The organism is Nisaea sp., from assembly GCF_039990255.1.
GTDB lineage: Bacteria > Pseudomonadota > Alphaproteobacteria > Thalassobaculales > Thalassobaculaceae > Nisaea.
In genome coordinates this window covers 669683-696159 of sequence record NZ_JBDXGG010000018.1, presented here as the reverse complement: position 1 = coordinate 696159, position 26477 = coordinate 669683, and the positions used below count along the sequence as shown (strand labels likewise).

General features: G+C 57.7%; 24 protein-coding genes and 1 other RNA gene. 8 read left to right on the top strand and 17 right to left on the bottom strand.

The genetic code is table 11. From position 1 onward, the window contains the following. Window positions 1–54 precede the first annotated feature (54 nt). On the bottom strand, window positions 55–1845 hold the full coding sequence (locus ABJ076_RS13530) for an acetolactate synthase 3 large subunit (protein WP_348187996.1): 1791 nt from the start codon (window positions 1843–1845) through the stop codon (window positions 55–57). Window positions 1846–2008: 163 nt separating this feature from the next. Continuing rightward, window positions 2009–3049, bottom strand: coding sequence for a tRNA (adenosine(37)-N6)-dimethylallyltransferase MiaA (miaA, locus tag ABJ076_RS13525; protein ID WP_348187993.1), 1041 nt, complete (start codon window positions 3047–3049; stop codon window positions 2009–2011). Here miaA and serB point away from each other — a divergent pair. After that, window positions 3033–3929 carry a phosphoserine phosphatase SerB gene (gene serB / locus ABJ076_RS13520; RefSeq protein WP_348187991.1) on the top strand — a complete coding sequence of 299 codons (897 nt, stop codon included), beginning with the start codon at window positions 3033–3035 and terminating at the stop codon, window positions 3927–3929. The two genes, miaA and serB, sit on opposite strands and share 17 nt — an antisense overlap. 133 nt (window positions 3930–4062) lie before the next feature. Here the strand turns inward: serB and ABJ076_RS13515 are convergent, their stop codons facing one another. The 4 genes from ABJ076_RS13515 to hflK form a co-directional block, all read right to left on the bottom strand. After that, on the bottom strand, window positions 4063–5502 hold the full coding sequence (locus ABJ076_RS13515) for a DegQ family serine endoprotease (protein WP_348184486.1): 1440 nt from the start codon (window positions 5500–5502) through the stop codon (window positions 4063–4065). Between the two features lie 338 nt (window positions 5503–5840). Further along, window positions 5841–6029 carry a DUF2065 domain-containing protein gene (locus tag ABJ076_RS13510; protein WP_348184488.1) on the bottom strand — a complete coding sequence of 63 codons (189 nt, stop codon included), beginning with the start codon at window positions 6027–6029 and terminating at the stop codon, window positions 5841–5843. Window positions 6030–6068: 39 nt separating this feature from the next. Continuing rightward, entirely contained in the window at window positions 6069–6944 is an 876-nt protein-coding gene (gene hflC / locus ABJ076_RS13505; protein ID WP_348184490.1) for a protease modulator HflC, read from the bottom strand. Next, a complete protein-coding gene (hflK, locus tag ABJ076_RS13500; protein WP_348184492.1) occupies window positions 6941–8116 on the bottom strand; it encodes an FtsH protease activity modulator HflK in 1176 nt (391 codons plus the stop codon). The genes hflC and hflK overlap by 4 nt, the downstream gene beginning before the upstream one ends. Window positions 8117–8258: 142 nt before the next feature. On the opposite strand from hflK, the gene apbC reads away from it, so the two are divergent. Next, a complete protein-coding gene (gene apbC, locus ABJ076_RS13495; RefSeq protein WP_348184494.1) occupies window positions 8259–9407 on the top strand; it encodes an iron-sulfur cluster carrier protein ApbC in 1149 nt (382 codons plus the stop codon). Window positions 9408–9415: 8 nt separating this feature from the next. Here apbC and ABJ076_RS13490 read toward each other — a convergent pair whose 3' ends face one another. Genes ABJ076_RS13490 through ABJ076_RS13480 form a run of 3 tightly spaced genes read right to left on the bottom strand, consistent with a single transcriptional unit; the run spans window position 9416 to window position 11265 of the window. Beyond that, a complete protein-coding gene (locus ABJ076_RS13490) occupies window positions 9416–9934 on the bottom strand; it encodes an N-acetyltransferase family protein (protein ID WP_348184496.1) in 519 nt (172 codons plus the stop codon). A 3-nt stretch (window positions 9935–9937) separates the two neighbouring features. Further along, window positions 9938–10468, bottom strand: a complete 531-nt coding sequence (locus ABJ076_RS13485; protein ID WP_348184498.1) for a dihydrofolate reductase — start codon at window positions 10466–10468, stop codon at window positions 9938–9940. Window positions 10469–10470: 2 nt separating this feature from the next. Then, window positions 10471–11265 carry a thymidylate synthase gene (locus tag ABJ076_RS13480; protein ID WP_348184500.1) on the bottom strand — a complete coding sequence of 265 codons (795 nt, stop codon included), beginning with the start codon at window positions 11263–11265 and terminating at the stop codon, window positions 10471–10473. 172 nt (window positions 11266–11437) lie between these two features. Here ABJ076_RS13480 and ABJ076_RS13475 point away from each other — a divergent pair, with 172 nt between their 5' ends. From ABJ076_RS13475 to ABJ076_RS13455, 5 genes are all read left to right on the top strand, one after another. Continuing rightward, window positions 11438–12955, top strand: coding sequence for a tetratricopeptide repeat protein (locus tag ABJ076_RS13475; protein ID WP_348184502.1), 1518 nt, complete (start codon window positions 11438–11440; stop codon window positions 12953–12955). Between the two features lie 23 nt (window positions 12956–12978). Beyond that, window positions 12979–13338: a transfer-messenger RNA gene (gene ssrA, locus ABJ076_RS13470) on the top strand. A 24-nt stretch (window positions 13339–13362) separates the two neighbouring features. Next, the gene (locus ABJ076_RS13465; protein ID WP_348184504.1) at window positions 13363–13866 is read left to right on the top strand and encodes a ClpXP protease specificity-enhancing factor SspB; all 504 of its coding nucleotides are present in this window, start codon (window positions 13363–13365) and stop codon (window positions 13864–13866) included. A gap of 92 nt (window positions 13867–13958) precedes the next feature. Then, on the top strand, window positions 13959–15569 hold the full coding sequence (locus tag ABJ076_RS13460) for a fumarate hydratase (protein WP_348184505.1): 1611 nt from the start codon (window positions 13959–13961) through the stop codon (window positions 15567–15569). A gap of 13 nt (window positions 15570–15582) precedes the next feature. Further along, window positions 15583–16215, top strand: a complete 633-nt coding sequence (locus ABJ076_RS13455) for an alpha/beta family hydrolase (protein WP_348184507.1) — start codon at window positions 15583–15585, stop codon at window positions 16213–16215. A 5-nt stretch (window positions 16216–16220) separates the two neighbouring features. Here ABJ076_RS13455 and ABJ076_RS13450 read toward each other — a convergent pair whose 3' ends face one another. Further along, on the bottom strand, window positions 16221–16475 hold the full coding sequence (locus ABJ076_RS13450) for a hypothetical protein (protein ID WP_348184509.1): 255 nt from the start codon (window positions 16473–16475) through the stop codon (window positions 16221–16223). Between the two features lie 665 nt (window positions 16476–17140). Between ABJ076_RS13450 and ABJ076_RS13445 the strand changes: the two genes are divergently transcribed. Continuing rightward, window positions 17141–17962, top strand: coding sequence for a flagellin (locus tag ABJ076_RS13445; protein ID WP_348184511.1), 822 nt, complete (start codon window positions 17141–17143; stop codon window positions 17960–17962). 81 nt (window positions 17963–18043) lie between these two features. Here the strand turns inward: ABJ076_RS13445 and ABJ076_RS13440 are convergent, their stop codons facing one another. The 7 genes from ABJ076_RS13440 to ABJ076_RS13410 all read right to left on the bottom strand — a co-directional run bounded on the left by ABJ076_RS13440 (window position 18044) and on the right by ABJ076_RS13410 (window position 26472). Continuing rightward, a complete protein-coding gene (locus ABJ076_RS13440; protein ID WP_348189033.1) occupies window positions 18044–18469 on the bottom strand; it encodes a universal stress protein in 426 nt (141 codons plus the stop codon). 12 nt (window positions 18470–18481) lie between these two features. Beyond that, the gene (locus tag ABJ076_RS13435) at window positions 18482–21076 is read right to left on the bottom strand and encodes a TRAP transporter permease (protein WP_348189035.1); all 2595 of its coding nucleotides are present in this window, start codon (window positions 21074–21076) and stop codon (window positions 18482–18484) included. A gap of 185 nt (window positions 21077–21261) precedes the next feature. Further along, window positions 21262–22245 carry a TAXI family TRAP transporter solute-binding subunit gene (locus tag ABJ076_RS13430; protein ID WP_348189037.1) on the bottom strand — a complete coding sequence of 328 codons (984 nt, stop codon included), beginning with the start codon at window positions 22243–22245 and terminating at the stop codon, window positions 21262–21264. 362 nt (window positions 22246–22607) lie between these two features. Continuing rightward, complete coding sequence (locus ABJ076_RS13425) at window positions 22608–23963, bottom strand: aspartate aminotransferase family protein (RefSeq protein ID WP_348189039.1); 1356 nt, start codon at window positions 23961–23963, stop codon at window positions 22608–22610. A gap of 48 nt (window positions 23964–24011) precedes the next feature. Beyond that, window positions 24012–24659: an ABC-type transport auxiliary lipoprotein family protein gene (locus ABJ076_RS13420; RefSeq protein WP_348189041.1), complete on the bottom strand. Its 648-nt coding sequence runs from the start codon at window positions 24657–24659 to the stop codon at window positions 24012–24014. Then, window positions 24656–25645, bottom strand: coding sequence for an MlaD family protein (locus ABJ076_RS13415; RefSeq protein WP_348189043.1), 990 nt, complete (start codon window positions 25643–25645; stop codon window positions 24656–24658). The genes ABJ076_RS13420 and ABJ076_RS13415 overlap by 4 nt, the downstream gene beginning before the upstream one ends. A gap of 20 nt (window positions 25646–25665) precedes the next feature. Then, window positions 25666–26472, bottom strand: coding sequence for an ATP-binding cassette domain-containing protein (locus ABJ076_RS13410; protein ID WP_348189547.1), 807 nt, complete (start codon window positions 26470–26472; stop codon window positions 25666–25668). Window positions 26473–26477: the final 5 nt, after the last annotated feature.

Here is a 26477-nt window from a genome sequence, read left to right as displayed (position 1 = left end):
AATGGCGCCCGCGCCTTTTCCGGCAAGCGGGCGACAGACCTTCAGACAGGGTTTCTAGACCAGAACCATCCCGTTCTCCGACGTCTCCAGCTCCGCCTTGTCATCCGGCCCAAGGAGCATCTCGTAATGCGCCGCTCCGGACGGAATCATCGGGAAGCAGTTCTCGTCCTTCTTGACCATGATATCAGCCAGCACGAAACGGTCCGTCTCAAGCATCTCCATGATGACATCATCAAGCTGATCGACAGTCTCGGCCCTTAGGCCAACGCCGCCGAAGGCTTCCGCGACCTTGATGAAGTCCGGCAAGCTCTCCGAATAGCTCTCGGAATATCGGCCACCATGGTTCAGTTCCTGCCACTGCCGAACCATCCCCATCCACTGATTGTTGACGATGAAGGACTTCACCGGCAGCCGGTACTGGGAGAGAGTCGACAATTCCTGAATATTCATCAGGTACGATGCCTCACCGGCAATATCGATCACCGTAGAGTCCGGATGCGCGATCTGCACGCCCATCGCCGCAGGCAGGCCGTAGCCCATGGTGCCGAGGCCACCGGAGGTCATCCAGCGGTTCGGCTCTTCAAAGCCGAAATACTGGGCCGCCCACATTTGATGCTGACCGACTTCGGTAGTGATGTAGGTATCACGGTCAAGTGTCAGCTCGTACAGCCGCTTGATCGCATGCTGCGGCTTGATGATCGACGTGTCTTCCGTAAACGCCAGGCACTTACGTGCGCGCCATTTCTCGATCTGCGCCCACCACTTTTCCATCGGCTTTGCGTTAGCTGTGTAGCCCTTGGCCTTCCAGACCTTCAGCATCTGCTCCAGGATATTGGCCGCATCGCCGATGATCGGCAGGTCCACGACCACGTTCTTGTTGATCGAGCTCGGGTCGATATCGACATGCACTTTGGTCGAATTTGGCGAGAAGTCGGAGATCCGTCCTGTCACCCGGTCGTCGAACCGTGCGCCGATATTGATCATCACGTCGCAATTATACATCGCGAGGTTGGCCTCGTAGGTACCATGCATGCCAAGCATACCGAGGAACTGACGATCCTGCGACGGATAGGCACCGAGGCCCATCAACGTCAGGGTAGTCGGTGCCTGGGTCAGACGCACCAGTTCTGCATAGAGTTTCGAAGCCTTCGGACCGGCATTGATCAGGCCACCGCCGCCATAGAAGATCGGCCGCTTGGCTTTTGCCAGCAGATCGACTGCACGCTCAATGGCGCTCTCATCACCTTTCACCTGCGGCTTGTAGCTCGGGTGCTCATTGCCGTTCGGGGCATAATACGGCCCTTCGGCAAACAGGATGTCCTTCGGCAGATCGACCACCACCGGGCCCGGACGACCGGTTTTGGCGACATAAACCGCCTCATGAATGGTGTCGGCGAGCCGCGTGACGTCTTTCACAAGGTAATTATGCTTGGTGCACGGCCGGGTGATTCCCGTTGTATCCGCTTCCTGAAACGCGTCATTGCCGATCAGATGCGTCGGTACCTGTCCGGTCAGGCAGACAATCGGAATAGAGTCCATCAACGCATCGGTCAGACCGGTCACGGCATTGGTCGCGCCCGGACCGGACGTCACCAGCACGCAGCCGACCTTGCCGGTGGAACGCGCGTAACCTTCCGCCGCATGCACGGCCGCCTGCTCATGGCGCACAAGAATGTGGCGGATACGGTTGGACTTGAAGATCTCGTCATAGATCGGCAACACCGCCCCGCCGGGATAGCCGAATACAACCTCTACACCCTGATCCTGCAGCGCTTTGAGAATGATCGCCGCCCCATTGATCTGGGCGTCGGGTTTTCGGGCATTCGGCGTGCGCGGGGTAGGCATTTTACCGTTCCTCTCTCAAATCACATTCGCAGTTGCGGCAAAAGCCGCGCCCACTCTCAAGCGGGACTGATCAGATAAAAATCTGTCAAATCAATTAGATCGACAGAAATGCAGACAAATATCGCGACACCGGAGGCGCCGCGACGGGCCGGAACCTAGACCGTCAGATATGACCGGTCAACAGAAATTGACGAATATTCTTAAAGATTCTTCTGTCCGATCTTTCCGAATATTGCTCACAGAGAGTAAAATTTGCATGAACCTGATTTCGGAACCAGGTCATCTGCCGTTTTGCATAGCGTCGCGTGTCCCGTTGCGCGATCCGGACGCACTCCTCACGAGCCATATTTCCATTAATTAATTCAATGAGTTGCGGAACACCCAATGCCTTCATAGCCGGCAAAGCAGGATCAAGATTAAGAGCCATCAATGCCTCCACCTCCTCCGACGCACCACGTTCCAGCATTTTTTCGAAGCGCACATCGCAGCTGCGATACAAAGACGCACGTTCCGGCAACAGTGTGACAGTGAAGAAGTTGATGCCTTCCGGCGGCTCCGCCGGACGCTCCTGCCAAGCGGAAAGCGGCTGCCCCGTTTCTTGCAGAACTTCCCAGGCCCGGATCAGCCGTTGACTGTCTCCGTCGTGCAGGCGCGCAGCCAGTACGGGGTCACCCTCAGCCAGCTTTTGCCGGAGTGCCGCCCCTCCGACCTCCGCATGCAATCTGCGCGCTTCGGCCCGCACTTCTGGCGAGACCTCGGGCATTTCGGAAAGGCCATGTGTCAGGGCGCGCAGATAGAGGCCGGTACCGCCGCAGAGGATCGGCACCCTGCCCGCCCGAGCGGCTTCGCGAATTTCCGCAAGGGCATGTTCACGCCAGAGTGCAGCTGAGCAGACTTCAGCAGCACCGAGAAACCCGTAAAGTCTGTGTGGCGCCCGTTCCAGGTCGGCCGGGTCTGGTCTGGCGGTGATGATCTCCAGCTCCCGGTAAACCTGCATCGAGTCCGCATTGATAACGGTCCCGCCCAGCGCCTCGGCAAGATCGACTGCGAGCGCAGACTTGCCGCTCGCGGTCGGTCCGCCGATGACAATGGCTCGGGTCGCAGTGGCGCCGGCTGTGCCGGAGCCGTCTTCTGTATCTGAAACTTCGCTGGACATGCCCATGGCGATTACGCGATAAGCCGAGCCTATGCAATATGTCCTCACGCTTACAGCGAATCCAGCAGCTCCGTCCCTGAACGCCGCTGCAGTAGCAGAAGCTGAAGAAGCCCTTCGCAGCAATGGTCTTAGCGTCGGCACAGCCGACTGGCTCTCTTCGGAAATTGCCGTCGATCTGCCATTCGACGGCACCCTCGCCGAAGATCTTGCGGACACTCTGCGTTCCGCGCTTTCCAATCTGTCGGCGGATATCAATATCCAGCCTTCAGCCGGACGCCGAAAGCGACTGCTGATCGCCGATATGGATTCCACCATCATTACGTCCGAATCTCTTGATGATCTCGCGACCTATGCTGGGATCGGCGACAAGATCGCACCGATCACCGCACGGGCCATGCGGGGCGAGCTTGATTTCGAGGAGGCCCTGAAGGAACGGGTCGCGATGCTGGCGGGTCATCCTTCCAGTCTGCTGGACCGACTTCTGGCCGAAGTAGAAGTCACCCCGGGGGCGCAAGCACTTGTCGCAACCATGCGCCGCGACGGAGCTTATACCGCGCTCGTCTCAGGCGGCTTCACCTCGCTGACCGGTCCGGTGCGCGAACGGCTCGGCTTCCATACCGACCGCGCCAATACGCTAAACGTCACCGATAATTGTTTTAGCGGGACCGTCGGAGAGCCGATTCTGGGGCGGGATGCAAAGCTCGTTGCTCTCAACGATTTTTGCGCCGAACTCGGCATCGATCCAGCGAACGCCGTCACGGTCGGTGACGGAGCCAATGATCTGGCCATGTTGCAGGCCGCGGGCGTGGGTGTGGCGTTCCGGGGAAAGCCGGCAGTGCGCGAGGCGGCCACCTTTCGGATCGATCACGGAGACCTCAGCGGCCTGCTTTATCTGCAAGGATACAAACAGTCCGAATTCGCCGACTGACCGAACTGAGGTCTGATCTATCTTCGATTAAATCTGGATCTATATCTGACTGGCGCCAAAAACAACGGCGCCGGTCTTTCGACCGGCGCCGCGCGTCGCACTCGCTAGGGCTGCCTGGGGGGGCGGGGGAGAATTAGCCCTCAGTAATGCGGAGTGCGACAAACCTCATTTCACCACCGCGATTGACCGTTAGCAGAACCGACTTCTTGCCGGCATCTTTGGCCGTCGCGATGCCCTTCTGAACGCTGGACGGCGATGTCACGGGTGTCTGCTGCACCTCGACAATCACATCGCCCGGGCGCAAGTCGCGGGCTGCGGGTCCGTTTTGATCAACGTCCGTGACCACAACGCCTTTGGCATCGTCTCCAAGGGAGAACTTACCCCGCATGTCGTCGCTGATTGCCGACAATTCAAGGCCCAAAGATTCAACCCGGTCTGGTTTAGCCGGTTCTGGCAACGGACCACCACTGGTAAGCAGAGCTTTCTTCTCAGCTTCCTCAAGCTCACCGATATTCGCGGTGACCATGACTACCTTGCCTCCGCGCCAGAGCTCCACCGGCACATCCTTGCCAATCGGCGTCTGCGCCACGATTTTCGGCAGCTCTCGCATTGAGCCGACGTTTCGGCTGTTGAACTTGAGGATGACATCACCGGCACGGATGCCCGCTGCCTTGGCGGGGCCCTTCTCGTTGACATTGGCGACAAGAGCGCCACGTGCGCCATCGAGCGAAAGACTCTCGGCCACTTCCTCCGTCACTTCCTGAATCCTCACACCGAGCCAGCCCCGACGGGTCCGGCCGAATTCACGAAGCTGCTTCACAACAGGATCAGCCAACGCTGAGGAAACCGCAAAACCGATACCCACGGAACCACCGGACTGAGAGAAGATCACAGTGTTCACACCGATCACCTCGCCATCGATATTAAACAGCGGACCACCGGAATTGCCCTTGTTGATCGCCGCGTCAGTCTGAATGAAGTCGTCATACGGACCCTGCCCGATATCACGACCGCGGGCGGAAACGATACCGGCCGTGACCGTGCCGCCGAGACCAAATGGATTACCGATAGCGACAACCCAGTCGCCGACACGCATCTTGTCCGAATTGCCGAACTTTACCACCGGCAGGTCAACATCAAGTGGGTCGAATTTCAGCACGGCAATATCGGTTTTCGGGTCGGTACCGACGAGCGTCGCTTCGAACTCCGTATCGTCCTGCATGCGGACCACGATCTCGTCCGCATCGCGGATGACATGATTGTTAGTCACCACGTAGCCAGCCTTATCGACAATAAAGCCGGAACCAAGTGACTGTGCCGGACGGGAGCGCGGCTCACCGTTCGGACGCATCCGATCTTCGAATTCCTTGAAGAATTCCTCAAATGGTGTGCCGGGCGGCAGCGCACGCTCACCGCTCGCAGCTGTGATAGTTTGCGTCGTGGATATATTGACCACTGCCGGAAGCAGCTTCTCTGCAAGATCCGCGAAAGTCTCCGGCGCGGCTCTGGCAACTGCGGGAGATACCGGCATAAGTACCGGCACGGCCATAGCAATCGCCATGAAACCGGCCACTAATCCGTTCCTCAAGCTCCAGCGGGCCGAATGTGAGATTTCTGAGGGGACGCCTGTCATAGTTTCAACGCTCCTTGGCAAAGCTTGTATCGATTTTGGGTATCGGGACCCTATCCCGGCCCGGAAGCGGCGGGCCTGTGGCCCGTCGACAGAGGTTAAGTCTTTTCGCCCCGTTTAGTACGACATCAAAGTAGGGACGATCGAACGGCTTTCAACGCTGCCCCTCGATAATGTCAGATATAGCGACTGGTTGTGGCGGCAATATGGTGCGGATAGATCAACTATGTCCGAATTGCGGCAATTACAATCTTCTGCCGATCCTGACGGCTGCAGCAGCCTCAATCGGCGCGCAATATCCAGGCCAGCACGAAACCCAGAACCATTGCCGCGAGGCCAGCGCGCCGGAGCACAACCTCATCCAGTTCGAGCGCCATCCGCATCATCGCCTTCATTCGGCCCGGCATCAGTGCGTAAAGACAGCCCTCAATAAAAAAAACGAGGGCTAGCGCCGTCAGGAAATCCGTCACGGCACTGCCCTCGTCTATTTTCGAGCCGCGTCGGCCCCGCTATTGCGGAGCCGTCGCGCCTTCGATGTTCTTGAAGTATTTGAAGAAGTCGCTGTCCGGAGACAGTACCATCGTCGTGTCGCCGCTCGTCATCGCTTTCCGATAGGCCTGCATTGACCGGTAGAAAGCGAAGAACTCGGGGTCCTGGCCGAAGGCATCCGCATAAATCCGGATTGCTTCGCCATCGCCCTGACCACGCAGGATCTCGGACTGCTTCTTCGCCTCGGCGACGATCACCACACGCTGCTTGTCGGCGTCAGCACGGATCTTCTGTGCTTCTTCCTGACCTTGCGCACGGAACTCCTTGGACTCTCGTTCACGCTCAGACTTCATCCGGTTGTAAATGTTGAGGCTGGTTTCTTCCGGATAGTCCGCGCGGCGAATTCGCACCTCGACCAATTCCATACCGAGCGGCCGCGCATCATCATTCGCCTGCTGACGAATGCTGGCCATAATCGAGATCCGCTGATCGGAAAGAATGCTGAGCAGCGTTTCGTTACCGAGCACACGGCGCAGCGACGAATTGATAATCGGGCTGAGGCGCGAACGAGCTCCTGCTTCGTCCTTAACGGTCTGGAAGAACAGCAACGGATCGACGATCTTGAAGCGTGCATAGGAATCCACGTCGAGACGCTTCTGGTCGGACAGGATGACCTGTTGCTTCGGCGGATCGAGATCCAGCACACGCTTGTCGCGGAACACCACATTCTGCCAGGGCAGTTTAACCTTGAGGCCCGGATCCTTGACCGCGGTAATCGGTGCACCGAACTGCAGAACGATAGCTTGCTTGATCTGCGGAACAACAAAGAGAGAGTTATAGGCGACGATCCCGGCAATCAGGATCACGACACCCAAAACGGCAAGTCCTCTATTCATTGCGTGCCTCCCGTGGAGGTGCTGTTCTGCTTCATCTGTTTCTGGATCTCCGGAAGCGGCAGATACGGCACAACACCGCTGCCACCATCCGCACTGTCGATGATGATCTTATTCACATTGCCAAGGACCTCTTCCATTGTCTCCAGATAAATACGCTTCTGGGTGACGTCCTTCGCAGCCGAATAAGCCTTGTAGATAGAGTTGAAACGGTCCGCGTCACCGATGGCACGGTTGGTCACTTCCTGCCGGTAAGCATCCGCCTCCTCAATCATCTGGGCCGCTTCGCCTCGTGCCCGCGGCACCACATCGTTCCGGAATGTCTCGGCTTCATTCTTAAGCCGGTCCTTGTCCTGACGGGCACGCTGGACTTCGTTGAAGGCATCGATCACCTGCTTCGGCGGATCGACTGCAAGCAACTGAACCTGACGGACGGTTACACCCGCACCGTACTCATTCAGCAGACTCTGCAATTCTTCCTGAACCGTGCTTTCGATCAACTGTCGGCCTTCGGTCAGCGCAACCTGGATCGGCCGCTTGCCGATTGCGTCGCGCATCGCCGATTCAGCCGCCATCTTCACTGTTTCGGCAGGCTGCTGAAGGTTGAACAGGAAATCCCCAGCTTCCGCGATCCGCCAGAACACGACGAAATCAATATCGACGATATTCTCGTCACCGGTGATCATCTGGCTTTCTTCTGGAACATCCCGCTGCACGGAACTGCGGCTGGAGCCATCGCCAGAGCTTCTATAGCCAACTTCAATCCGGTTTTCTCGAGTGACATCCGGTTTGATCACCGAGCCGATCGGCGAAGGATAATTCCAGTGCAAGCCAGGTTCTGTCGGCACGCCGGTATAGCGGCCAAAAACAAGTTCTATGCCCTGCTCGTTCGGCTGGACTCGATAAAGACCAGAGAACAGCCAGAGAGCGAGAAGGCCGATCACAACAAGAGTGATCCCCGTCGGTCCGCCCATGCCGCGTGGCAGCATGCTTTTCAGGCGGGCCTGGCCCTGACGAATGACCTCGTCGATGTCAGGTGGCTGTTGACCGCCGCCACCTGGGCCGCGACCACCCCACGGGGACTTACCGCCACCGCCATTACCGCCGCCAGCACCGTTACCACCGCCGCCGCCCCAAGGACCGCCGCCGCCGCCACCTTGATTACTCCAAGGCATGTATGTTTCCCCTCATCATAAAGCGCGTCGTCGCTCTTAGCAGATGCCCCCCCTGTTGCAAAGGAATAGGGGAAGCGTATATCTGCTTTCGCGCGACATTACGTTGCAATCGCATATTGGCTAAAAGCCGGAGAAATCAAGCATGGCACGGGTAACCGAAGAACAAATCCTCGCAGTCCTGAAAGCTGTCGAAGACCCCGACAAGGGGCAGGACATCGTTTCCCTTGGCATGGTGAGCGGCCTTGTCGTGAAAGACGGAAATGTCGGTTTCGCTATTGAGGTCGACCCGCAACGCGGCCCTCAGCTTGAGCCTTTGCGACAGGCCGCGGAGAAAGCCGTGGACACGGTTCCCGGTGTGCTATCGGTCACAGCCGTTCTGACCGCCCACCGTCCCGGTGGTCAAAATCAGCCCCCCCCGCAGCCGACGGCACAGCAGGCCCCGGCAGCAGCCCCTCAAGGCCGCCCGGCACAGAATACGCAGAAAACCCTGGTGCCCGGCATCAAATCCATCATCGCCGTCGCCTCTGGCAAAGGTGGCGTCGGCAAGTCCACCACCGCGATCAACCTCGCCCTTGCCCTGAAGGCCTCGGGCCTGACCGTCGGCATGCTCGACGCGGATATCTATGGCCCGTCACTGCCCCGTATGATGGGAATCTCCGGCCGCCCCACAACGGAAGACGGCAAGACCCTGAAGCCGCTTGAGCGGTTCGGCATCAAATGCATGTCCATCGGCTTCCTCGTGCCTGAAGACAGCCCGACCATCTGGCGCGGACCTATGGTGATGAGTGCGCTGGAACAGATGCTGCGCGACGTGCTGTGGGGCGAACTCGACGTGCTCGTCGTCGACATGCCGCCGGGCACGGGCGATGCTCAGCTCACCATGTCTCAGCGCGTGCCTCTGGCAGGTGCGGTCATTGTCTCCACTCCGCAGGACATCGCTCTGCTGGATGCACGCAAGGGCCTCAACATGTTCCGCAAGGTCGATGTACCGGTGCTCGGCATCATCGAGAACATGAGTTATTTCCTCTGCCCGAGTTGCGGCGAGCGGTCGGATATCTTCGGTCATGGCGGCGCCCGCGACGAAGCCGAGCGGATCGGCGTCGATTTCCTTGGCGAAGTGCCGCTGCATATGGATATCCGCGAGACATCGGACGCCGGAAACCCGATTGTGGTTTCAGCTCCGGACAGCGCGCACTCCGTTGCCTACAAGGCAATTGCAGCGAAGGTGTGGAGCAAGATCGGCAGCGGTGACACGGGGAGCCGGGCGGCTCCAAACATCGTATTCAACTAGTCGCTAACCTAGCAACCGGCAATGGCGCTGCGCCGCTCCATGATCGTGGTGTCGCGCCATTGCCCGGCCATCGGGCCGTAGGTCATTTTCGCAATCCGCTCCCGCGTACCCATGATCCGGAAGCCATAAGCTTCATGCAGCCGGATACTGGCTTCGTTTTCCGGGAAGATGCTGGTTTGCAGGGTCCAGAACCCGGCCTGTTCGGACTGCTCGATGAGCGCTTCAAGCAGTTTCCGACCGATCCCCATGCCGCGCGCCTCCGGCGCAATATAAATGCTGTGTTCCGCGACCCCACGATAAACGGCACGGGTTGAAACCGGTGTCAAACCGACCCAACCCATGACAACTCCGTCATTAAACGCGACCAAACGGCATTCAGTCAGATATTTTGCATCGAATGCGACCCAATCCGGCGCCTTAACCTCGAAGGTCGCATGACCGGTATCGATCCCGGCCTGATAAATCGCAAGCACCTGCGGCCCATCGCCCAGCTCCATGGCGCGTAGGCTGACCACCTTACCGCTCATCCCTCAGCCCCGTTCAAGCGTGACGAAACTGTGTGCAGGCGTATCACCCTCCGCCGGGTGGTCTTCCCGCTCTGTCTCGTGCCACTCGGCACGGTCGAAATCAGGAAAACGGGTCTGGCCCTCGGCGTCGATATGGATTTCCGTCAGATGCAGGCGTTTCACCTTGTCGAAGGCCTGACGATAAATCTCGGCACCGCCAAAGACGATAATCTCATCGACACCATCTGTCAGTGCCACGCGGCGGGCGAGGTCCAGCGCCTCGTCGAGATCATGCACAACCTCGATACCATCGGCCTTGAAGCCACGCTCACGGGTGACAACGATATTTGTCCTGCCCGGCAAGGGTTTGCCGATCGACTGGTAGGTTTTTCGGCCCATCACCAAGGGTTTTCCCATGGTCATCCGCTTCACCCGCTTCAGGTCCGCCGGCAGGTGCCAGGGCATTTTCTCGCCATCCCCGATCACCCCGTTGTCGGAGACCGCGACGACAATCACCGGGACCGGGAACTGCACCACCTTGTCTTCAATGCTCATGGCTAAACCGCGACCGGTGCGGCGATATGCGGTGCGGCCTCATAACCGGTGAGATCGAAATCCTCAAAGCGGAAAGCAAACAAGTCTGTGACCTCCGGGTTGATACGCATCGTCGGCAGTTTGCCCGGCACGCGGCCAAGTTGCTCCCGCGCTTGCTCGAAATGATTGCTGTAGAGATGGGCGTCACCGAGGCTGTGCACGAAATCACCGGGCTTAAGGCCTGTAACCTGCGCCACCATCACGGTCAGCAGAGCATAGGATGCGATGTTGAACGGCACACCCAGGAAAATATCCGCACTGCGCTGGTAGAGCAGACAGGAAAGCTTGCCATCAGCGACATAGAACTGGAATAGGCAATGGCAGGGCGGCAGCGCCATTTTCGGGACGTCGGCAGGGTTCCAGGCAGTAACAATCAGGCGCCGGGAATCCGGCCGTTCTCGGATATCGTCAAGCAGGTTCCGGATCTGGTCGATGGTCCCACCATCTTTGTCGGGCCAGGAGCGCCACTGATGTCCGTAAACAGGCCCAAGATCGCCGTTCTCGTCCGCCCATTCATTCCAGATCCGGACACCGTTCTCTTGCAGATAAGCAATATTGGTATCACCCGCGAGGAACCAGAGCAGCTCATGGATAATGGACTTCAGGTGCAGCTTTTTGGTGGTCAGGGCGGGAAAGCCCTTCGAGAGATCGAAGCGCATCTGGTGCCCGAAGATCGACCGCGTCCCGGTGCCAGTCCGGTCGGTCTTCTCCGCCCCCTCTTCCAGCACCTTCGCCATCAGATCCAGATATTGCCGCATGGGTAGATAGCCCCGTCACACTCATTGAGAAACGGCACATATTGTGTACTGGGACTACACCAACGCAAGAGGTTGCAGACAAATATAGCATTGACGATTGACAGATCGCTGAATCCGCTCGCACTTTTGCCTCGCAATTCCATCTCTCCGAAACCGGGCCGGGACCGCCTAAATGCAAGAAAGCCGCGACTCCCTTTTGGCCGACTGCCAACAGCTCATGGCAAACGGCAAATGGAACGAGGCGCGCTCCCGTCTGGAAAATGCGTTCGCGACATCTCCCAGCGATGTTCTTATCGCCTACACCCTCGCATCAGCCTGTCGCATTTCAGGCGCAGCCGATCGTGCCGCACAGCTATTCCAAGCCATCCACACCGCCCTACCCGATATGGCAGAGGCGGCAACCGGGCTGGCCTTCAGCCTCGCCGAACTCAACAGGGCCACCGAGGCGACAAATATACTCCGCCAGTATCTGGTGCGGCATCCGGAGCAGGCGTCAGCTTACGGGGCGCTTGCAGAGATCTGGATGAAGTCCGGTTTCTTCGCTGCAGTGACACGCGGCTTCAAGGCAACAGCGATACTCGCTCCCACAGCGGATAATCTCGGCAACCTCGCGGAATCCTTTAGCCTCCAGCGTTCCTTCGAACTGGCCGAACAGCACTACCAACGTGCGATGGCAAAAGCTCCCGGCTCAGCCAAATTGCAGCTGAATTATGCGGTCCATTTGCTCACGCAGGGAAAAACCGACGACGGCTGGAAATATTTCGAGGCACGCCTTCACCCCGATGTCGCCGACGCCCCCATCCGGACACTCTCCTTGCCCCGCTGGGATGGTAACGCGCTTGCCGACAAGCATATTCTGGTCGTTAGCGAGCAAGGGCTCGGCGATGAAATCAGACTGGCCGCGATGTTGCCGGAACTTGCCGGGAAGGCGCATGCCCTCTCGGTTGAATGCGACCCTCGCCTGGTCCCTCTTTTCAAACGGTCCATGCCGAACGTGAATTTTCACGCTTTTTCACGGATCAAGAAAAGCGGTCGCGGGCATTACACTTATGGCTGGCTCCCGCGCGACGGCGGCCCTGAATGCTATATTGAAATCGGTAGTCTGCCGCTGATGCTCGGCCACGGACTTACCATGCCCAAGAATGAGGGCGGCTTTTTGACGCCATCGGGCACATTACGGGACACGATCGGCGAAAGACTGAGAGCGGTCGCAAAGGGGAGTTCCCTCGTCGGCTTATCCTGGGCGAGCAGCGCCCGGCAATTCGGACGGGCAACCAACTATCCACCGCCCGAATCATGGCGGTGCCTGCTGGACTTACCGGATACATGCCTCGTTTCTCTGCAATATGGTGAGGCCGCCCGCGCCGTGAAAGAGATGGAAAAAGCGACCGGCCGCGAGATTTTTCAGCTTGAGGAACTCGATCTGCGGGACGATCTGGAAGCACTGGCCGCACTCGAAGCATCGCTTGATCTGGTGCTGGCCGTTGGGAATGCCACTGCCGCACTCTCAGGTGCGCTAGGCACAAAAACATTGGAATTACTGGCATCTCCGGGTTGGGTCCCTCTTCTGAACGATCGGGATTCGTTTCTCGGGGCAACGCACCGTGTGGCGCAAAAGCAGCTTGGTGACTGGATTTATCCCGTCGAGAGGGTCCGAGAGCTTGCATTGGCGCATCTACGGAAACGATAGCCACCTTCGCTCTTGCCAACTCTCCTCTTTTTCCTGAGACAACAAGCGCCTATATTGAGCGTGTCGGGCAACCGACTATGGCGATAAACGGCCTGTGGAATAGGCATTGCGGACCCGGGGGCGGTACCCGGCGCCTCCACCAAAGATTTCCGGTCTCACGACCGGCTCCTTGGGGGCGAAATAGGATCGACGCGTGTAGTAAAGACAGAACTTTCGCTCGGCATGGTACCACCGATATCGGGCCATTATAGTAGTTGCAAATGACAACAACTATGCGGAAGCACGTCTTGCTGCGTAAGCAGTCAGATGTCTTCATTTAAGTCCTAAGGGTTCGCACTTTTAGGCGGGGTTTGGGGCGCACCTGGCAACAGAAGCGTCCCGCTGAGTTTGAGTGTGCTGACGAAAGAATGCCGGGGGAAATTTTGGAAGAGCCTTTCCAATACGATATGATGGTGGATGAGGCGCTGCGCGGCGTTGTCCGGCGCGCGCTGAAGCAGGTCGCTCAGCACGGCCTTCCCGGAAACCACCATTTCTACATCACCTTCAAGACCCGGGGAGAAGGCGTTTCGATCCCTCCCTATTTGCTTGAGAAATACGCCGACGAAATGACGATCGTGCTCCAGTTCCAGTTTTGGGACCTGGAAATCGAAGAAGAATTCTTCAGCGTGGCGCTCAGCTTCAACGATGTCCGCGAAAGACTCGTTATTCCGCTCGCCGCCATCACCGGGTTTGCCGATCCATCGGTGAAATTCGGCCTTCAGTTCCAGACACTGGAGGACGGCGAGCTCAGCGATGCGGAAATGCATGAGGTGCCCAACGACGAGACCGACGACCCAATGCCAGAGGGTGAAGACGATGGTGCGGCCATGGGCCAGGTCGTTTCCCTCGATACTTTTCGGAAGAAGAAATAAGTCCGGCGGCCGCTTCGCGGTAAAGACCGGATAAATTTCGACGGAGGCGGCCCTGTTTCCGTAAGAGAGATATACGCTGGAGAATAGCCCTAATGGCCGACTTCAATTTCACCGAAATGTTCCCCCTTGCGGAGGACACAACGGAGTACCGTAAGCTCACCGGCGATTATGTCGGTGTGGAACAGTTTCGCGGCCAGAACATACTGACCATCGAGCCCGAAGCTTTCACAATGCTGACGGAACAAGCCTTTCGGGACATCTCCCACCTGCTCCGCCCCGCGCATCTGCAGCAATTGCGTAATATCCTCGAGGATGACGAAGCGACCAACAACGACAAGTTTGTTGCGTACGAATTGCTGAAAAATGCAGGCATCTCGGCGGGCGGCGTGCTGCCGATGTGCCAGGATACCGGCACCGCTATCGTGATGGGCAAGAAGGGCCAGAACGTCTTCACCGGCTTCAACGAAGAAAAAGCCATCGCGAAGGGCGTTTACGACGTCTACACAAACCACAATCTGCGCTACAGCCAGATGGCTCCGCTGGATATGTTCACCGAGAAGAACACATCCAACAACCTGCCGGCGCAGATTGAGCTTTATGCGACCGAAGGCGATGCCTACAAATTCATGTTCTGCCAGAAGGGCGGTGGCTCGGCGAACAAGAGCTTCCTGTTCCAGGAAACCAAGGCGATCCTCAATCCCGACGCGCTGATGAAGTTCCTCGACACCAAGATCCGCACCCTGGGAACAGCAGCCTGTCCGCCCTATCACCTTGCCATCGTGATCGGCGGCCCATCGGCCGAGTTCAACATGAAGACGGTGAAACTCGCCTCGACCAAGTATCTCGACGGTCTGCCGACCAATGGCAGCGAGTCCGGCCACGCCTTCCGCGACGTGGAGATGGAACAGCAGGTCCTGAAGATGACCCAGGATATGGGTATCGGCGCTCAGTTCGGCGGCAAATATTATTGCCATGATATTCGGATTATTCGCCTGCCCCGTCATGGCGCCTCCCTACCCGTCGGCATCGGTGTTTCCTGCTCCGCTGACCGTCAGTGCTTTGCCAAGATCACCAAGGACGGTGTCTTTGTGGAGCGACTGGAAACCGATCCCTCCAAATACATGCCGGATATCGATCCAAGCGAGTTCGAAGGTGATGTCGTCAAGATCGATCTCGGCCAGCCAATGGACGAGATCCGCAAGACGCTCAGCCAGTATCCGATCAAGACCCCGGTTTCACTGTCCGGCACGATCATCGTTGCCCGCGACATCGCCCATGCGAAACTGAAAGAGCGGATCGATAGCGGCGAAGGCTTGCCTGACTACGTGAAGAATCATCCGATCTATTATGCCGGTCCGGCCAAGACGCCGGAGGGCTATGCCTCTGGCTCGTTCGGTCCAACGACAGCGGGACGAATGGACTCTTATGTCGATCCATTCATGGCGGCTGGCGGCAGCTTCGTGATGCTGGCAAAGGGCAACCGTTCTCCTCAAGTTCGTGAGGCCTGTAAAAAATATGGCGGCTTCTATCTCGGCTCCGTCGGCGGAGCGGCCGCAAAGCTGGCACTGAACAGCATCAAGAAGGTTGAGGTTCAGGAATATCCCGAACTCGGCATGGAAGCCGTTTGGCGGATCGAGGTCGAGGATTTCCCAGCCTTCATCGTCACGGACGACAAAGGCAACGACTTCTTCTCCAACATCTGACGATCAGGCGCAAATGACTGCGCCCGATTTTCTCGTAAATGGGCCGGCGGATGCGCCGGCCTCTTTCATTTTTGCCCACGGCGCCGGCGCACCGATGGATACCTCCTTCATGAACCGGATTGCAGAAGGCATCGCGACTGCGGGCTTCCGGGTCTTGCGTTTTGAATTCCCCTATATGGCTGGCCGACGTACTGGCGGCAGCAAACGCCCGCCGGACCGGCAGTGCGTCCTGCTCGATACCTGGCGGAATGCCATCGCGGCAACAAAAGGGAACGGGGCACTCGTCATCGGTGGAAAGTCGATGGGCGGGCGCATGGCGAGCCTTGTCGCCGATGAATCCGGCATCAATGGCGTAATCTGCCTCGGATATCCGTTTCACCCGCCACACAAACCAGACAAGCTTCGGACGGAGCATTTGAAAAGCATAATCAGCCCCACCCTGATCCTGCAGGGCGAACGGGACCCTTTCGGCACCCGAGCGGAAGTTGAGAGCTACCAATTATCGGAAGCGGTCACTCTTGAGTGGGTGCCGGACGGCAATCATGACCTTTCGCCGCGAAAAGCCGCAGGACAGACAGTTGAAACAAACATGGCAAGAACGGTTACCGCCGCAGTGACGTTTCTCGAAAACGTCATTCCCAGATAAAAAGATTACCGGTGAACCTCGGGTCTGGAATCAATAGCAGAATTGATCAATTCGGCTGGCGACTTGATCTGCTTCTCAATCACAGGGAGCTGCAGCTCATCAGCACTGGTGCGATAGACGATATAGGCGTTTGCCATCCAGCCGCCGAGTACGATCGGGCCAACCAGAATGACAGCTAAAGAAACCAGAGAGACTACGCGCAGAAACGAACGGAAAAGCGCTTCCGAGACACTCTCTTCTGTCTGTTCCCAAACGGCCACTGCTCAAATCCCACCCAGAGAGTGCCCCCCAAAGGGCGTCCCCACAATCAACAAGCGAACTCTACAATAGCAGAAAGAAATGAAATCCTCAATGCTATGTCACAACACATTGCTGCAAGTGTCACAAAATACACAATTTTCCACAACCTGAGATGTGCACCCACACAAACTAAGAACAATGCGAATAAATACATAGACAGTCATATTTTAAAGTTGTCTTAAAATTTTACTAACAAAACGTAAGCGCATTGCCCGCATTGCCGCCCATTCATTAAGCGTCCAAGGCCCAAAACAGACCGCAAAGAAGGAACCTTTCGGTATCAACTCTAGAAGTATAATTGACACGGTACTGACGCAGATTTGTTGTCTTGCGATATAACTGTAGATCATCGGGAGCGCCAAATTCCGCACATCTGACGGAGATTTCCGCGCTAATTCCACGCCAATTCGCGATCAAATCGCCCCAAACGGAAACGAAACATCAAGCGCATAGAAAAAGCAGCCGATCCCGCCGCAGAACTGGGCGGGCGACATCTTTCACACCGGGTTTGTACGGGTTGCCGATCGCGCCTGACAAAAGATCGAGAAAGTGCTATATTTCCGGTTGAGGTAGAAAATTCTATCTCAATACCCTGTTCATGCACCGTTATAGAGAGTGCGTAGATATGGCTATCAATAATTCGATCAATACGAATAGCGGCGCCTTTTCTGCGCTCCGGAGTTTCAATTCCGCGCGTAACGATCAGAGCCAAACCCAGAACCGTATTTCTACCGGCAAAAATGTTGCAGGTGCTCTGGATCAAGCATCGCTGTTTGCAATCGCGCAGAGCATCCGAGGCGAACTGAGCGCCAATGCAGCCGTGCAGCAGGGACTGAACCAGACGTCTGGCGCGGTGCAAGTCGCCACAGCTGGCGCGACAGCAATCTCAAACCTGACGTCCGACATTCAGGGCAAACTGGTTGAGCTTTCCAATCCTGCTAACACGACTGAGCAGCAGGGCATTCTGCAGAACGATCTGGACGCCCTTCTGGGACAAGCACAAGGCTTCGTCGATAACAGTAGTTTCAGCGGAACCAATTTACTGGAGTCCGGCGCCGGTGATCTGAACACGCTTCAGAATGGCGACGGAGACGTGTTGAGCGTTTCCGGTCAAGGTTCGGTTGCGGATAGCTTAGCGGCACTGTCTGCCGCCGATTTCAGCGATCCATCTGCTGTTCTGGAAAACGAGTTCACGGACTTCCAGGCGGCGCTGAACACATCCCTTGGGGAGCTCGGTGCAAGTGGCCGCCGCATTACCGCGCAGAACGAACAGCTGCAGGGCATAGCGGATGCAACCGAAGAAGGTCTTGGCAATATCGTCGATGCAAATCTCGGCCGGGAAGCAGCCCAGCTTGCGGCTGATCAGGTCCGCGGTCAGTTGAGCGCACTCTCGCTTGGCATCGCCAACAGAAGTCCGCAGGCACTTCTAGGCCTATTCCGCTCCTAACGGGACTGCTGCCGCACCACGCAGTTAAATCACTGGCTATAGAAAGGCCCGCCGATTTGATAATCGGCGGGCCTTTTCTTGTCAGCGAACCACAAGAACTGAACAGTTGGCGTGGCGCACCACACGCGCCGCGTTCGGCCCGAGCAGATAATCCTTCAGCTCCGGACGATGCGAGGCAATAATGATGAGATCTGCGTCGATTTCCTCTGCGGTCAGAAGCACCATCTCATAGACAGTGCCTTGCCGTACAATATGCTGAACCTGCATCCCCTCTGGAACGCGCGCCGCCACCAGTTCGTGCAGGCGCTTGTTCGCCTCCGTCATGACCTTTTCGATGTGATCCTTCGGGAAGTATTGTCCGACAAGGCTCATTCCAAAGTCGGGCACAACAGTCATGACCGAGAGGGTTGCCCCGTGAGTCTCGGTATTGGAGATGGCCAGCGGCAGCGCCTTGCTCCAGGAGTCCTTGTCGTCCAGATCAACTGTCAAAAGGATGTGCTTATACATTGTGTCTCTCCCTTAGACAGTTTCGCTCCGGGCGCGGCGCGACCGTTGCAGGAATATAATTAGAATCATCAGGCCAATCGCTGGAATGAAGAACAGCTCCTTCGGCATGCGATCTGCAGGCGTCATGACTTCCGTGATCTCCCAGTCGAAATCGATCTCGGCCTTTTCCGCGGGGCTGCTGAAACCGAGATTGTCAACCAAAGCCTTGCCGTCCTCGAACCGCATTTCCAGCCCGGCCACAGTCGCCAGCCTGTCCGCACCCGGGCCAGCATCACCAAGCGGCAACAGGACCGCCTTGGAGACGGTTCTCCCGTCGATGGTTTCTCCCTGCACCATTAGCCTTATGTCCGCACCCGCCGGGATCGCCTCGGCAACTTCATAGATTGTCGTCGGATCATGCTGGACAAACGGCGGATCGATCTGGTCCAGCCAGAAACCGGGCCGGAACAGAGTAAATGCCACCAGCAACAAAGCGGCGGATTCCCACATCTTGTTCTTGACCAGAAGGAACATCTGCGTCGCCGAGGCGAACATCAGCATTGCCAGAACAGCCGTGGCCACGGTGATGATGAAATGTAGCACCCCGTCGATTCCGATCATCAGAAGTTGGGTATTGAAAATGAACAGGAACGGCAGGATCGCGGTCCGGATATCGTAGGCAAAGCCCTGCAGGCCGGTCTTGATCGGATCGCCGCCCGACAGGGCGGCGGCGGCATAAGCCGCCAGCCCGACGGGTGGCGTATCATCCGCCAATATCCCGAAGTAGAACACGAACAGGTGCACCGCGATCAGCGGCAGGATCACGCCGGACTGAGCCGAAAGAGTAACGATCACCGGCGCCATCAGCGAGGAAACGACGATGTAGTTCGCCGTCGTCGGCAGGCCGAGACCGAGTATCAGGCAGATGAAAGCTGTGAAAAGCAACATCAGCATCAGGTTACCGGCGGAGATGAATTCGACGAATTCGGTCATCTTCTGACCGAGCCCCGTCAGCGTAACGCCACCAACCACGATCCCCGCAACTGCAACCGCAACGCCGATCGGGACCATATTCCGGGCACCCGATACCAAACCGTCATAAAGCTCCGTCCGGCCAATGCCGAAAGCCGCGATATCAATGCCCTCTCCCCGGAAGAACGCCTTACCGGCCCTGTGGGTCAGTGCGACGAACAGCATCACCACCGAGGTCCAGAACGCGGCCAGACCAGGCGAGAAGCGCTCGACAATCAGGCACCAGACCAGCACGCCGATCGGCAGCAGAAAATAGAGGCCGGACATCAGCGTCGGCCGCATCTCCGGGCATTCGGTCATCTCCTCAAGGTCTTCCGGGCGGCCGTCTTCATAGGACGCGCCCAGCTTCAGCAGAGCCGCATAGGCAATCAGCAACACGATTGAGGCGATGTAGATCGTCCCATCGCCAAAGACATCCTTGGTCCAGGCAAAGCCGAAATAAGTGATCGCCATCAGAACGAGGAACCCGACCAGAGCGGTTGCAGTGCTGAAGATCTTGGCCAGGATCGTGCGTCCCTTCGAGGAACGCGGCAACCCTGTCATACCGGCCTTCACCGCCTCAAGGTGCACGATGTAAACGAGCGCAATGTAGGAAATGATCGCCGGGAGAAAAGCGTGCTTCATGATCTCGACCAGATCGATGCCAACCCGTTCGATCATGATGAAAGCGGCGGCGCCCATGACCGGCGGCGTGAGCTGCCCGTTGGTCGAGGATGCAACCTCCACGGCGCCAGCTTTCTCCGCTGGAAAACCGGTACGTTTCATCAATGGAATGGTAAAGGCACCCGTGGTCACCACGTTGGCCAGGGACGAGCCGGAAATCAGGCCGGTCATCGCCGAGGAAACGACTGAAGCCTTGGCCGGGCCGCCCCGCATATGACCAACCAGCGCTATGGAGAGCTTGGTCAGGTAAATGCCGGCACCGGACTTGTCCATCAAGGCGCCGAACAGCACGAACAGGAATATGAATGATGTCGACACGCCGACACCGATACCGAACACGCCTTCCTGGGTGATCCAGAGGTGGGACATGGCCTTTTGGAAGGACGCGCCCTTCCATGCGATGATGTCCGGGCCGTACTGGCCGAAGAAGATATAGGCGAGAAAAACCAAAGCGACTGCCATCAACGGCACGCCAAGAGACCGCCGGGTCGCTTCCAGCAGCAGCACGAGACCGATACCGGCTGTCGTAACATCCGCGGTGGTCGGGATGCCCATACGGCCAGCGAGTTCATCGGCTTCCACAACCAGATAAAGAATACATACTGACGAAGCGATCGCGAACAGCCAGTCCGTTACCGGCACGCTGCGGCGCGGCGAGCTCTTCAGTGCCGGATAAGACAGAAAGGCCAGCACCACGGCGAAGCAAAGATGGATCGGCCGCGTCTGGGTGTTGTTCATCAACGGGATAAAGTCGGCCAGCATGAATGGCAGCGGCGACGCAATCCAGAGCTGGAACAGGGACCATGCCAATGCGCCGAGCGCGATACCCAGCCCCACCTTTCCAGGAACGCTGCGTGCACCCGTATCAACGGCAGCAACTAGATCTTCAGCCGCTTGGCGGGCGGATTTCGACTCTGTCGTCTCGTTGCTCATATAGCCCCCTCCTAGCGCGTCCTTTCACTCAGGACACGTCACCCTCAGACAAATTGCAGCGCGCAGTCGGCGCGCTGTTCCCAGTTCACATAGCGAGCCCATTGGACAGGGCTGCCCGTCGTTGTTTGTTATTAGTCAGGCAAAGCAAGAAGGGAGGGGCGAACCCCTCCCCGCTTCTGGCCAGATTACATCCAGCCTTTTTCTTTGTAGTACTTCGCGGCACCGCCATGGATCGGAGCGGACAGACCGTCCTTCACCATTTCGGATTCCTTCAGATGACCGAAGGCCGGATGCAGCTTCTTGAAATCGCCGAAATTCTCGAAAACCGCTTTCACGACTTCATAGACGACATCATCGGCAACGGCAGTCGAGCTGACAAAGGTCGCACCCACACCAAAGGTGTTCACGTCTTCCGGATTGCTGGAATACATGCCACCCGGAATAGCGGCCTTACGGTAGTAGGAATTATCGGCAACCAGCTTGTCGATAGCCGGTCCGGTCACATCGACCAGCACCGCGTCACAGGAAGCGACGGATTCCTTTGTCAGAGCTGACGGGTGACCGACGAGCCAGAAATAGGCGTCGATCTTGTTGTCGCACAGGGCCTGACCGGTTTCGGAGGACTTCAGCTCGGCTGCCAGCTTCAGATCGCCGCGCGTCCAGCCCAGGGCTTCTTCCATCACTTCCCAGGTACCACGGGTACCGGAACCGGCATTGCCGATATTCACCCGCTTGCCCTTGAGGTCGGTGACGTTCTTGATGCCGCCATCGGCACGCGCCAGAACCGTGACCGGCTCGGCATGGACGGAGAAGACAGCGCGCAAATCTTTGAATTCGCCCGCATCCTTGAACTTCGAGGTCCCGTGATAAGCGTGGTACTGCCAATCGGATTGAGCGACGCCCATATCCAGCTCGCCAGCCCGGATGGTGTTGATGTTGTAGATCGAGCCGCCGGTGGACTCGACCGAGCAACGGATACCGTGCGCCTTACGGCCCTTATTGACCAGACGGCAAATGGCACCACCAGTGGGGTAGTAGACACCGGTTACACCGCCGGTACCGATGGTAATGAACTGCTGCTCAGCAGCGCTCGCGCTCTGCGTTGCTCCGACGAGCGCCGTGCCAGCCACCAGGGCCGCTGCAACGCCAAACGTGAAAGCCCGTTTCATGAAGCCTCCTCCAAGAGAATTCGTTGTTTAAACTTGCCTGCGTTCTTCAGCTTCGTTTTGTCAGACAAAAAAAAGCCTGAACCGGATCCGGATATACTCCCATGCCTATCGCGCATCAAAGCCATCGGGTCGCAGGCCAACCTATTCAACTATGCCCCGCAAAAACGAGAAAGGTCAATCCAGTCTAAATGTCTGAAAAATATAAAAATACTGAAGATATTTTGTATACAATGATAAATTTAGCCGAACGTCAGTGATTGCTGCACTGCGATCATTCCCCGCTCCAGAATCAAGATCTCTTTCAGCAAATCGACGGTTCTGACGGACCTAATATAGCCACAATTTCACAGTCCGGCGGTTCGCTAGCGGGACGCCAAAGCGCTTTCAACCGCCGCGCCAAGCTTCTCAACAATTTCATCCACATGGCTGTCGTCAATGATGAACGGCGGCGCCAACAGAATATGATCGCCCGTCCGGCCATCGATGGTACCACCCATCGGGTAACACATGAGCCCGTTCGCCATAGCATTGGTCTTTACCTTTGCATGGAGCTTCAGGCTTGGGTCGAAGGATTGTTTGCTCGCCCGGTCCTCGACCAGCTCAATGCCGATGAAAAGACCGCGGCCGCGGATATCGCCGACATGGGGATGGTTGCCGAAGCGCTCCTCAAGCGCGGTCTTCAGCTTTCCCCCCATAACCCGGACCCTGTTCAGCAGTCCGTCTTCCTCAATTACCTGCTGCACCGCGAGTGCACCGGCACAGGCGGCCGGATGTCCCATATAGGTATGGCCATGCTGGAAGAAGCCGCTGCCATCGCGGATCGCCTCGAAGATCTTCTTTGAAACCAGTGTGGCTCCGATCGGCTGGTAGCCGGCACCAAGTCCTTTGGCGATCGTCAGCAGGTCCGGCGCAACACCATCCTCCTCACAAGCGAAGAGATAGCCCGTCCGTCCCATGCCGCACATAACCTCGTCGAAGATCAATAGGATGTCATGGGCATCACAGATCTCGCGGATACGTTTCAGATACCCCGGAACAGGAGGCACCGCGCCGAGGGTCGCGCCAACAACAGGCTCGCACACGAAAGCCGCAACCGTTTCCGGGCTGTGCTCCTGGATAGCCGCTTCCAACTCGTCAGCAACGCGCTGCCCATAGGCCTCTTCGCTCTCATCATCCTGTCTCCCCCGATAAGCGTAGCAGGGCGAGACGTGTGCGATGTCGATCAGCAGCGGGCGGAACTGCTCACGCCGCCATTCGTTACCGCCGACAGCCAGTGCGCCTAGCGTATTGCCATGATAGCTCTGCTTGCGGGCGATGATCTTGTGCCGTTCCGGCTGGCCGATCTCCATGAAATACTGGCGCGCCATCTTCAGCGCCGCCTCGACAGCTTCGGAACCACCCGAGACGAAATAAACCCGATCAAGGTCGCCCGGCGCCCGCGCAATCAGGTGATCCGCCAGACGCTCCATCGGCTCGTTCGAGAAAAAGCCGCTATGGGCGAACGGGATCTCGTCCAGCTGCGCCTTGATCGCATCGATCACCCGCTTGTCGCTATGCCCAAGGCAAGATACGGCAGCCCCGCCGCTGGCGTCGAAGTAGCTCTTGCCAGCAGTATCCTTGATATAGACACCCTCACCGCTTGAAGCGACGGGATAGGAGGCTACAGCACTGCGATGAAAGACGTGGTTCATGCCGGAGACTTTCAGTTGGGATGCCAATAAACTCGACAGTGCTCCTGCACTTCATATCCGGTCAAGCCATCCGGATCAGAGCTCCGCTACACGCGTCAATGTCCAGCCGACGATCTTCTTCATCACGTTACCGAGCGCCAGATCGAAGGACTTGATGATGCTCTCCATCCGGTTATCCGGCGCCGGCCGCAGGGACTCGAAGGAATGCGATGCGACGATGATCCTTTGCGGGATCTTCACCAGTTTGCAGTTCATCCGGACCCGAATTTTCGGAACAGCGCCGCCCTCCAGATATTCGGCCTGGAATTCCCGGAGTTCGGTCTGCAGCTCGTAATCACTGCGCAGACCGACACCACTTCGGCCCACGCCAACAATCTTCCCCGAATTCTCGAAGGATTCGACAAGCAGCCGGTGCACCATGGCCGGCGCGGTATCGACCCATTTCGCCCGGGCGAAGTAATCCATCGTCAACTCGCCCCGCATGACCGCGATCTGGGACGAATTGAGACCGGCCGGCGCCAGCGGCGGCTCGATACCGAGTTGCAAGGCGACGTTCGGGATATTCTCGTCGAAGGTGCTTTTCGGCGACAGCCGGTAAAGCTGCGAGGGAGGCTGAGGCGTCGGGAGTATTCCGCAGGCGGAAATGACGCCAGCCGGCAGTACTGTTCCGGTGAGCACTAGCAAGCGGCGGCGGCTCAGAATGGGGACGTCATGCTTGCTCATCGATCTGTCTCCACACCTTTTTGCCTGTTACCAAAGAGAATACGTGCTGGATCTGCTTCAACTTGCCGGACCAGGCGATCCAGATCGCTCATCAATTGCCGTCCTTCGACAAGAAACTCCGTGAGCTCATAAAGACCGGTCACCGCGAAATCATTGACCGCCTCGCGGTTCTCCGAAATCAGGCTTGCCGCCTCGCCGGAGGCCTTGCTGACACTCTGAAGCGTGTTGCGAAGATCAACTGAGACAACTGCAATCTCCGCATCGACGGCCGACACCGTGCCGCGCGCCGTCGCCATGGTCTGGGATATCTCCTCGCTCATAACCGCGATGTCGCCGCTGACCTGACTCACCGTATGATCCAGCACCAGCATCGTTGTATGCGCATTCTCGATAATCTCTTCGATCTCAGTACTGCGGTTGGCGAGAATAGCTGAAACGCTCTCAAGATTTTTCAGAGTATTCTCTATGGACGCCCGGTTCCCGTCATTCAGCAACTGATTGGCCCGGTTCACCAGAACGACAAGCTGTGAGGCGATTTCAGGCGCGGCTTGGGCGACCTCCTGCAGGACGGAGGATCGCGATTCCAGCACCGGCACGTCGTCGCCCGGGCGCGCGGCCAGCAACGGAGCATCGTTCGAGCCCCCAGCAAGCTGGATATAGCCAACTCCTGTCAGACCCTGACTCTCCAGGACCCCATAGACGTCCCGCTTGATCGGAACCTTCCCGTCGAGCTCCATGCGGACCCGGATGATCTCGATGTTATCCGGATCGATAGCGATATCCGTCACCTGCCCGACAGGAATGCCCCGGTAGCGGACAGGGCTGCCGACTGAGAGTCCGGTCACCTGCTCCTCAAACTCGATCACGTAAGTCGAAACGTCCCGGTCCAGCTCGACCTTGCCGAGCCAGACGACAAACCCCATACCGGCCGCGAACATCGCGAAGACGAACACTCCGACAACGACATAGCTTGCGCGTGTTTCCATGGCAGTTCCGTCTCCCTCCCCTAGCCTTTGAGGCCGGGGGTTTCGAAAGCGGCCCGTGCGCGGGGCCCGTGAAAGTATTCCTGTATCCAGGGGTGCGGATTGGCAACCAGCTCCTGCATGGTTCCCACCGTCACCTGTTTGTCGATCAACACCGCGACCCGGTCACAGATCGCCACCAGACTGTCGAGATCGTGGGTGACCATGACCACGGTGAGATTGAGGCTGGTCTGCAGGTCCCGGATCAGCAGGTCGAAATTGGAGGCCCCGATAGGGTCGAGGCCGGCTGTGGGCTCGTCGAGAAAAACCACCGGCGGATCGAGCGCCAGTGCCCGGGCAAGGCTTGCCCGCTTGCGCATGCCGCCAGATAGCTGGGATGGGAATTTGTCCGCCGCATCCGGAGGCAAGCCAACCATATTGATTTTCAGCAGTGCCAGCTCGCGCATGAGCTGCTTTGGAATACCACCACGCTCCCGCATCGGCGCCATGATATTCTGCGCAACCGTCAAGGAGCTGAACAGTGCTCCATCCTGGAACATCATGCCGAACCGGCCCTGCAGCTTGCGCGTTGGCATCTCGCCATGCCCGGCTTCGATCTTCTCGCCGAGCAGTTCAATCTCGCCCGCTGCGGGTACCTGCAAGCCGATCACGGTACGGAGCAACACGGACTTACCCGAGCCAGACCCGCCGACAACACCCAGCACCTCGCCGCGCCGGACATCCAGATCAAGATTGTCATGCACAACCTGCGAGCCGAATGCATTCCGGATACCGCGCAAACGGATGGCAGGCTGGGTCTCCGGATATCCTGAGATGCTCTCCTCCGTCATCACCG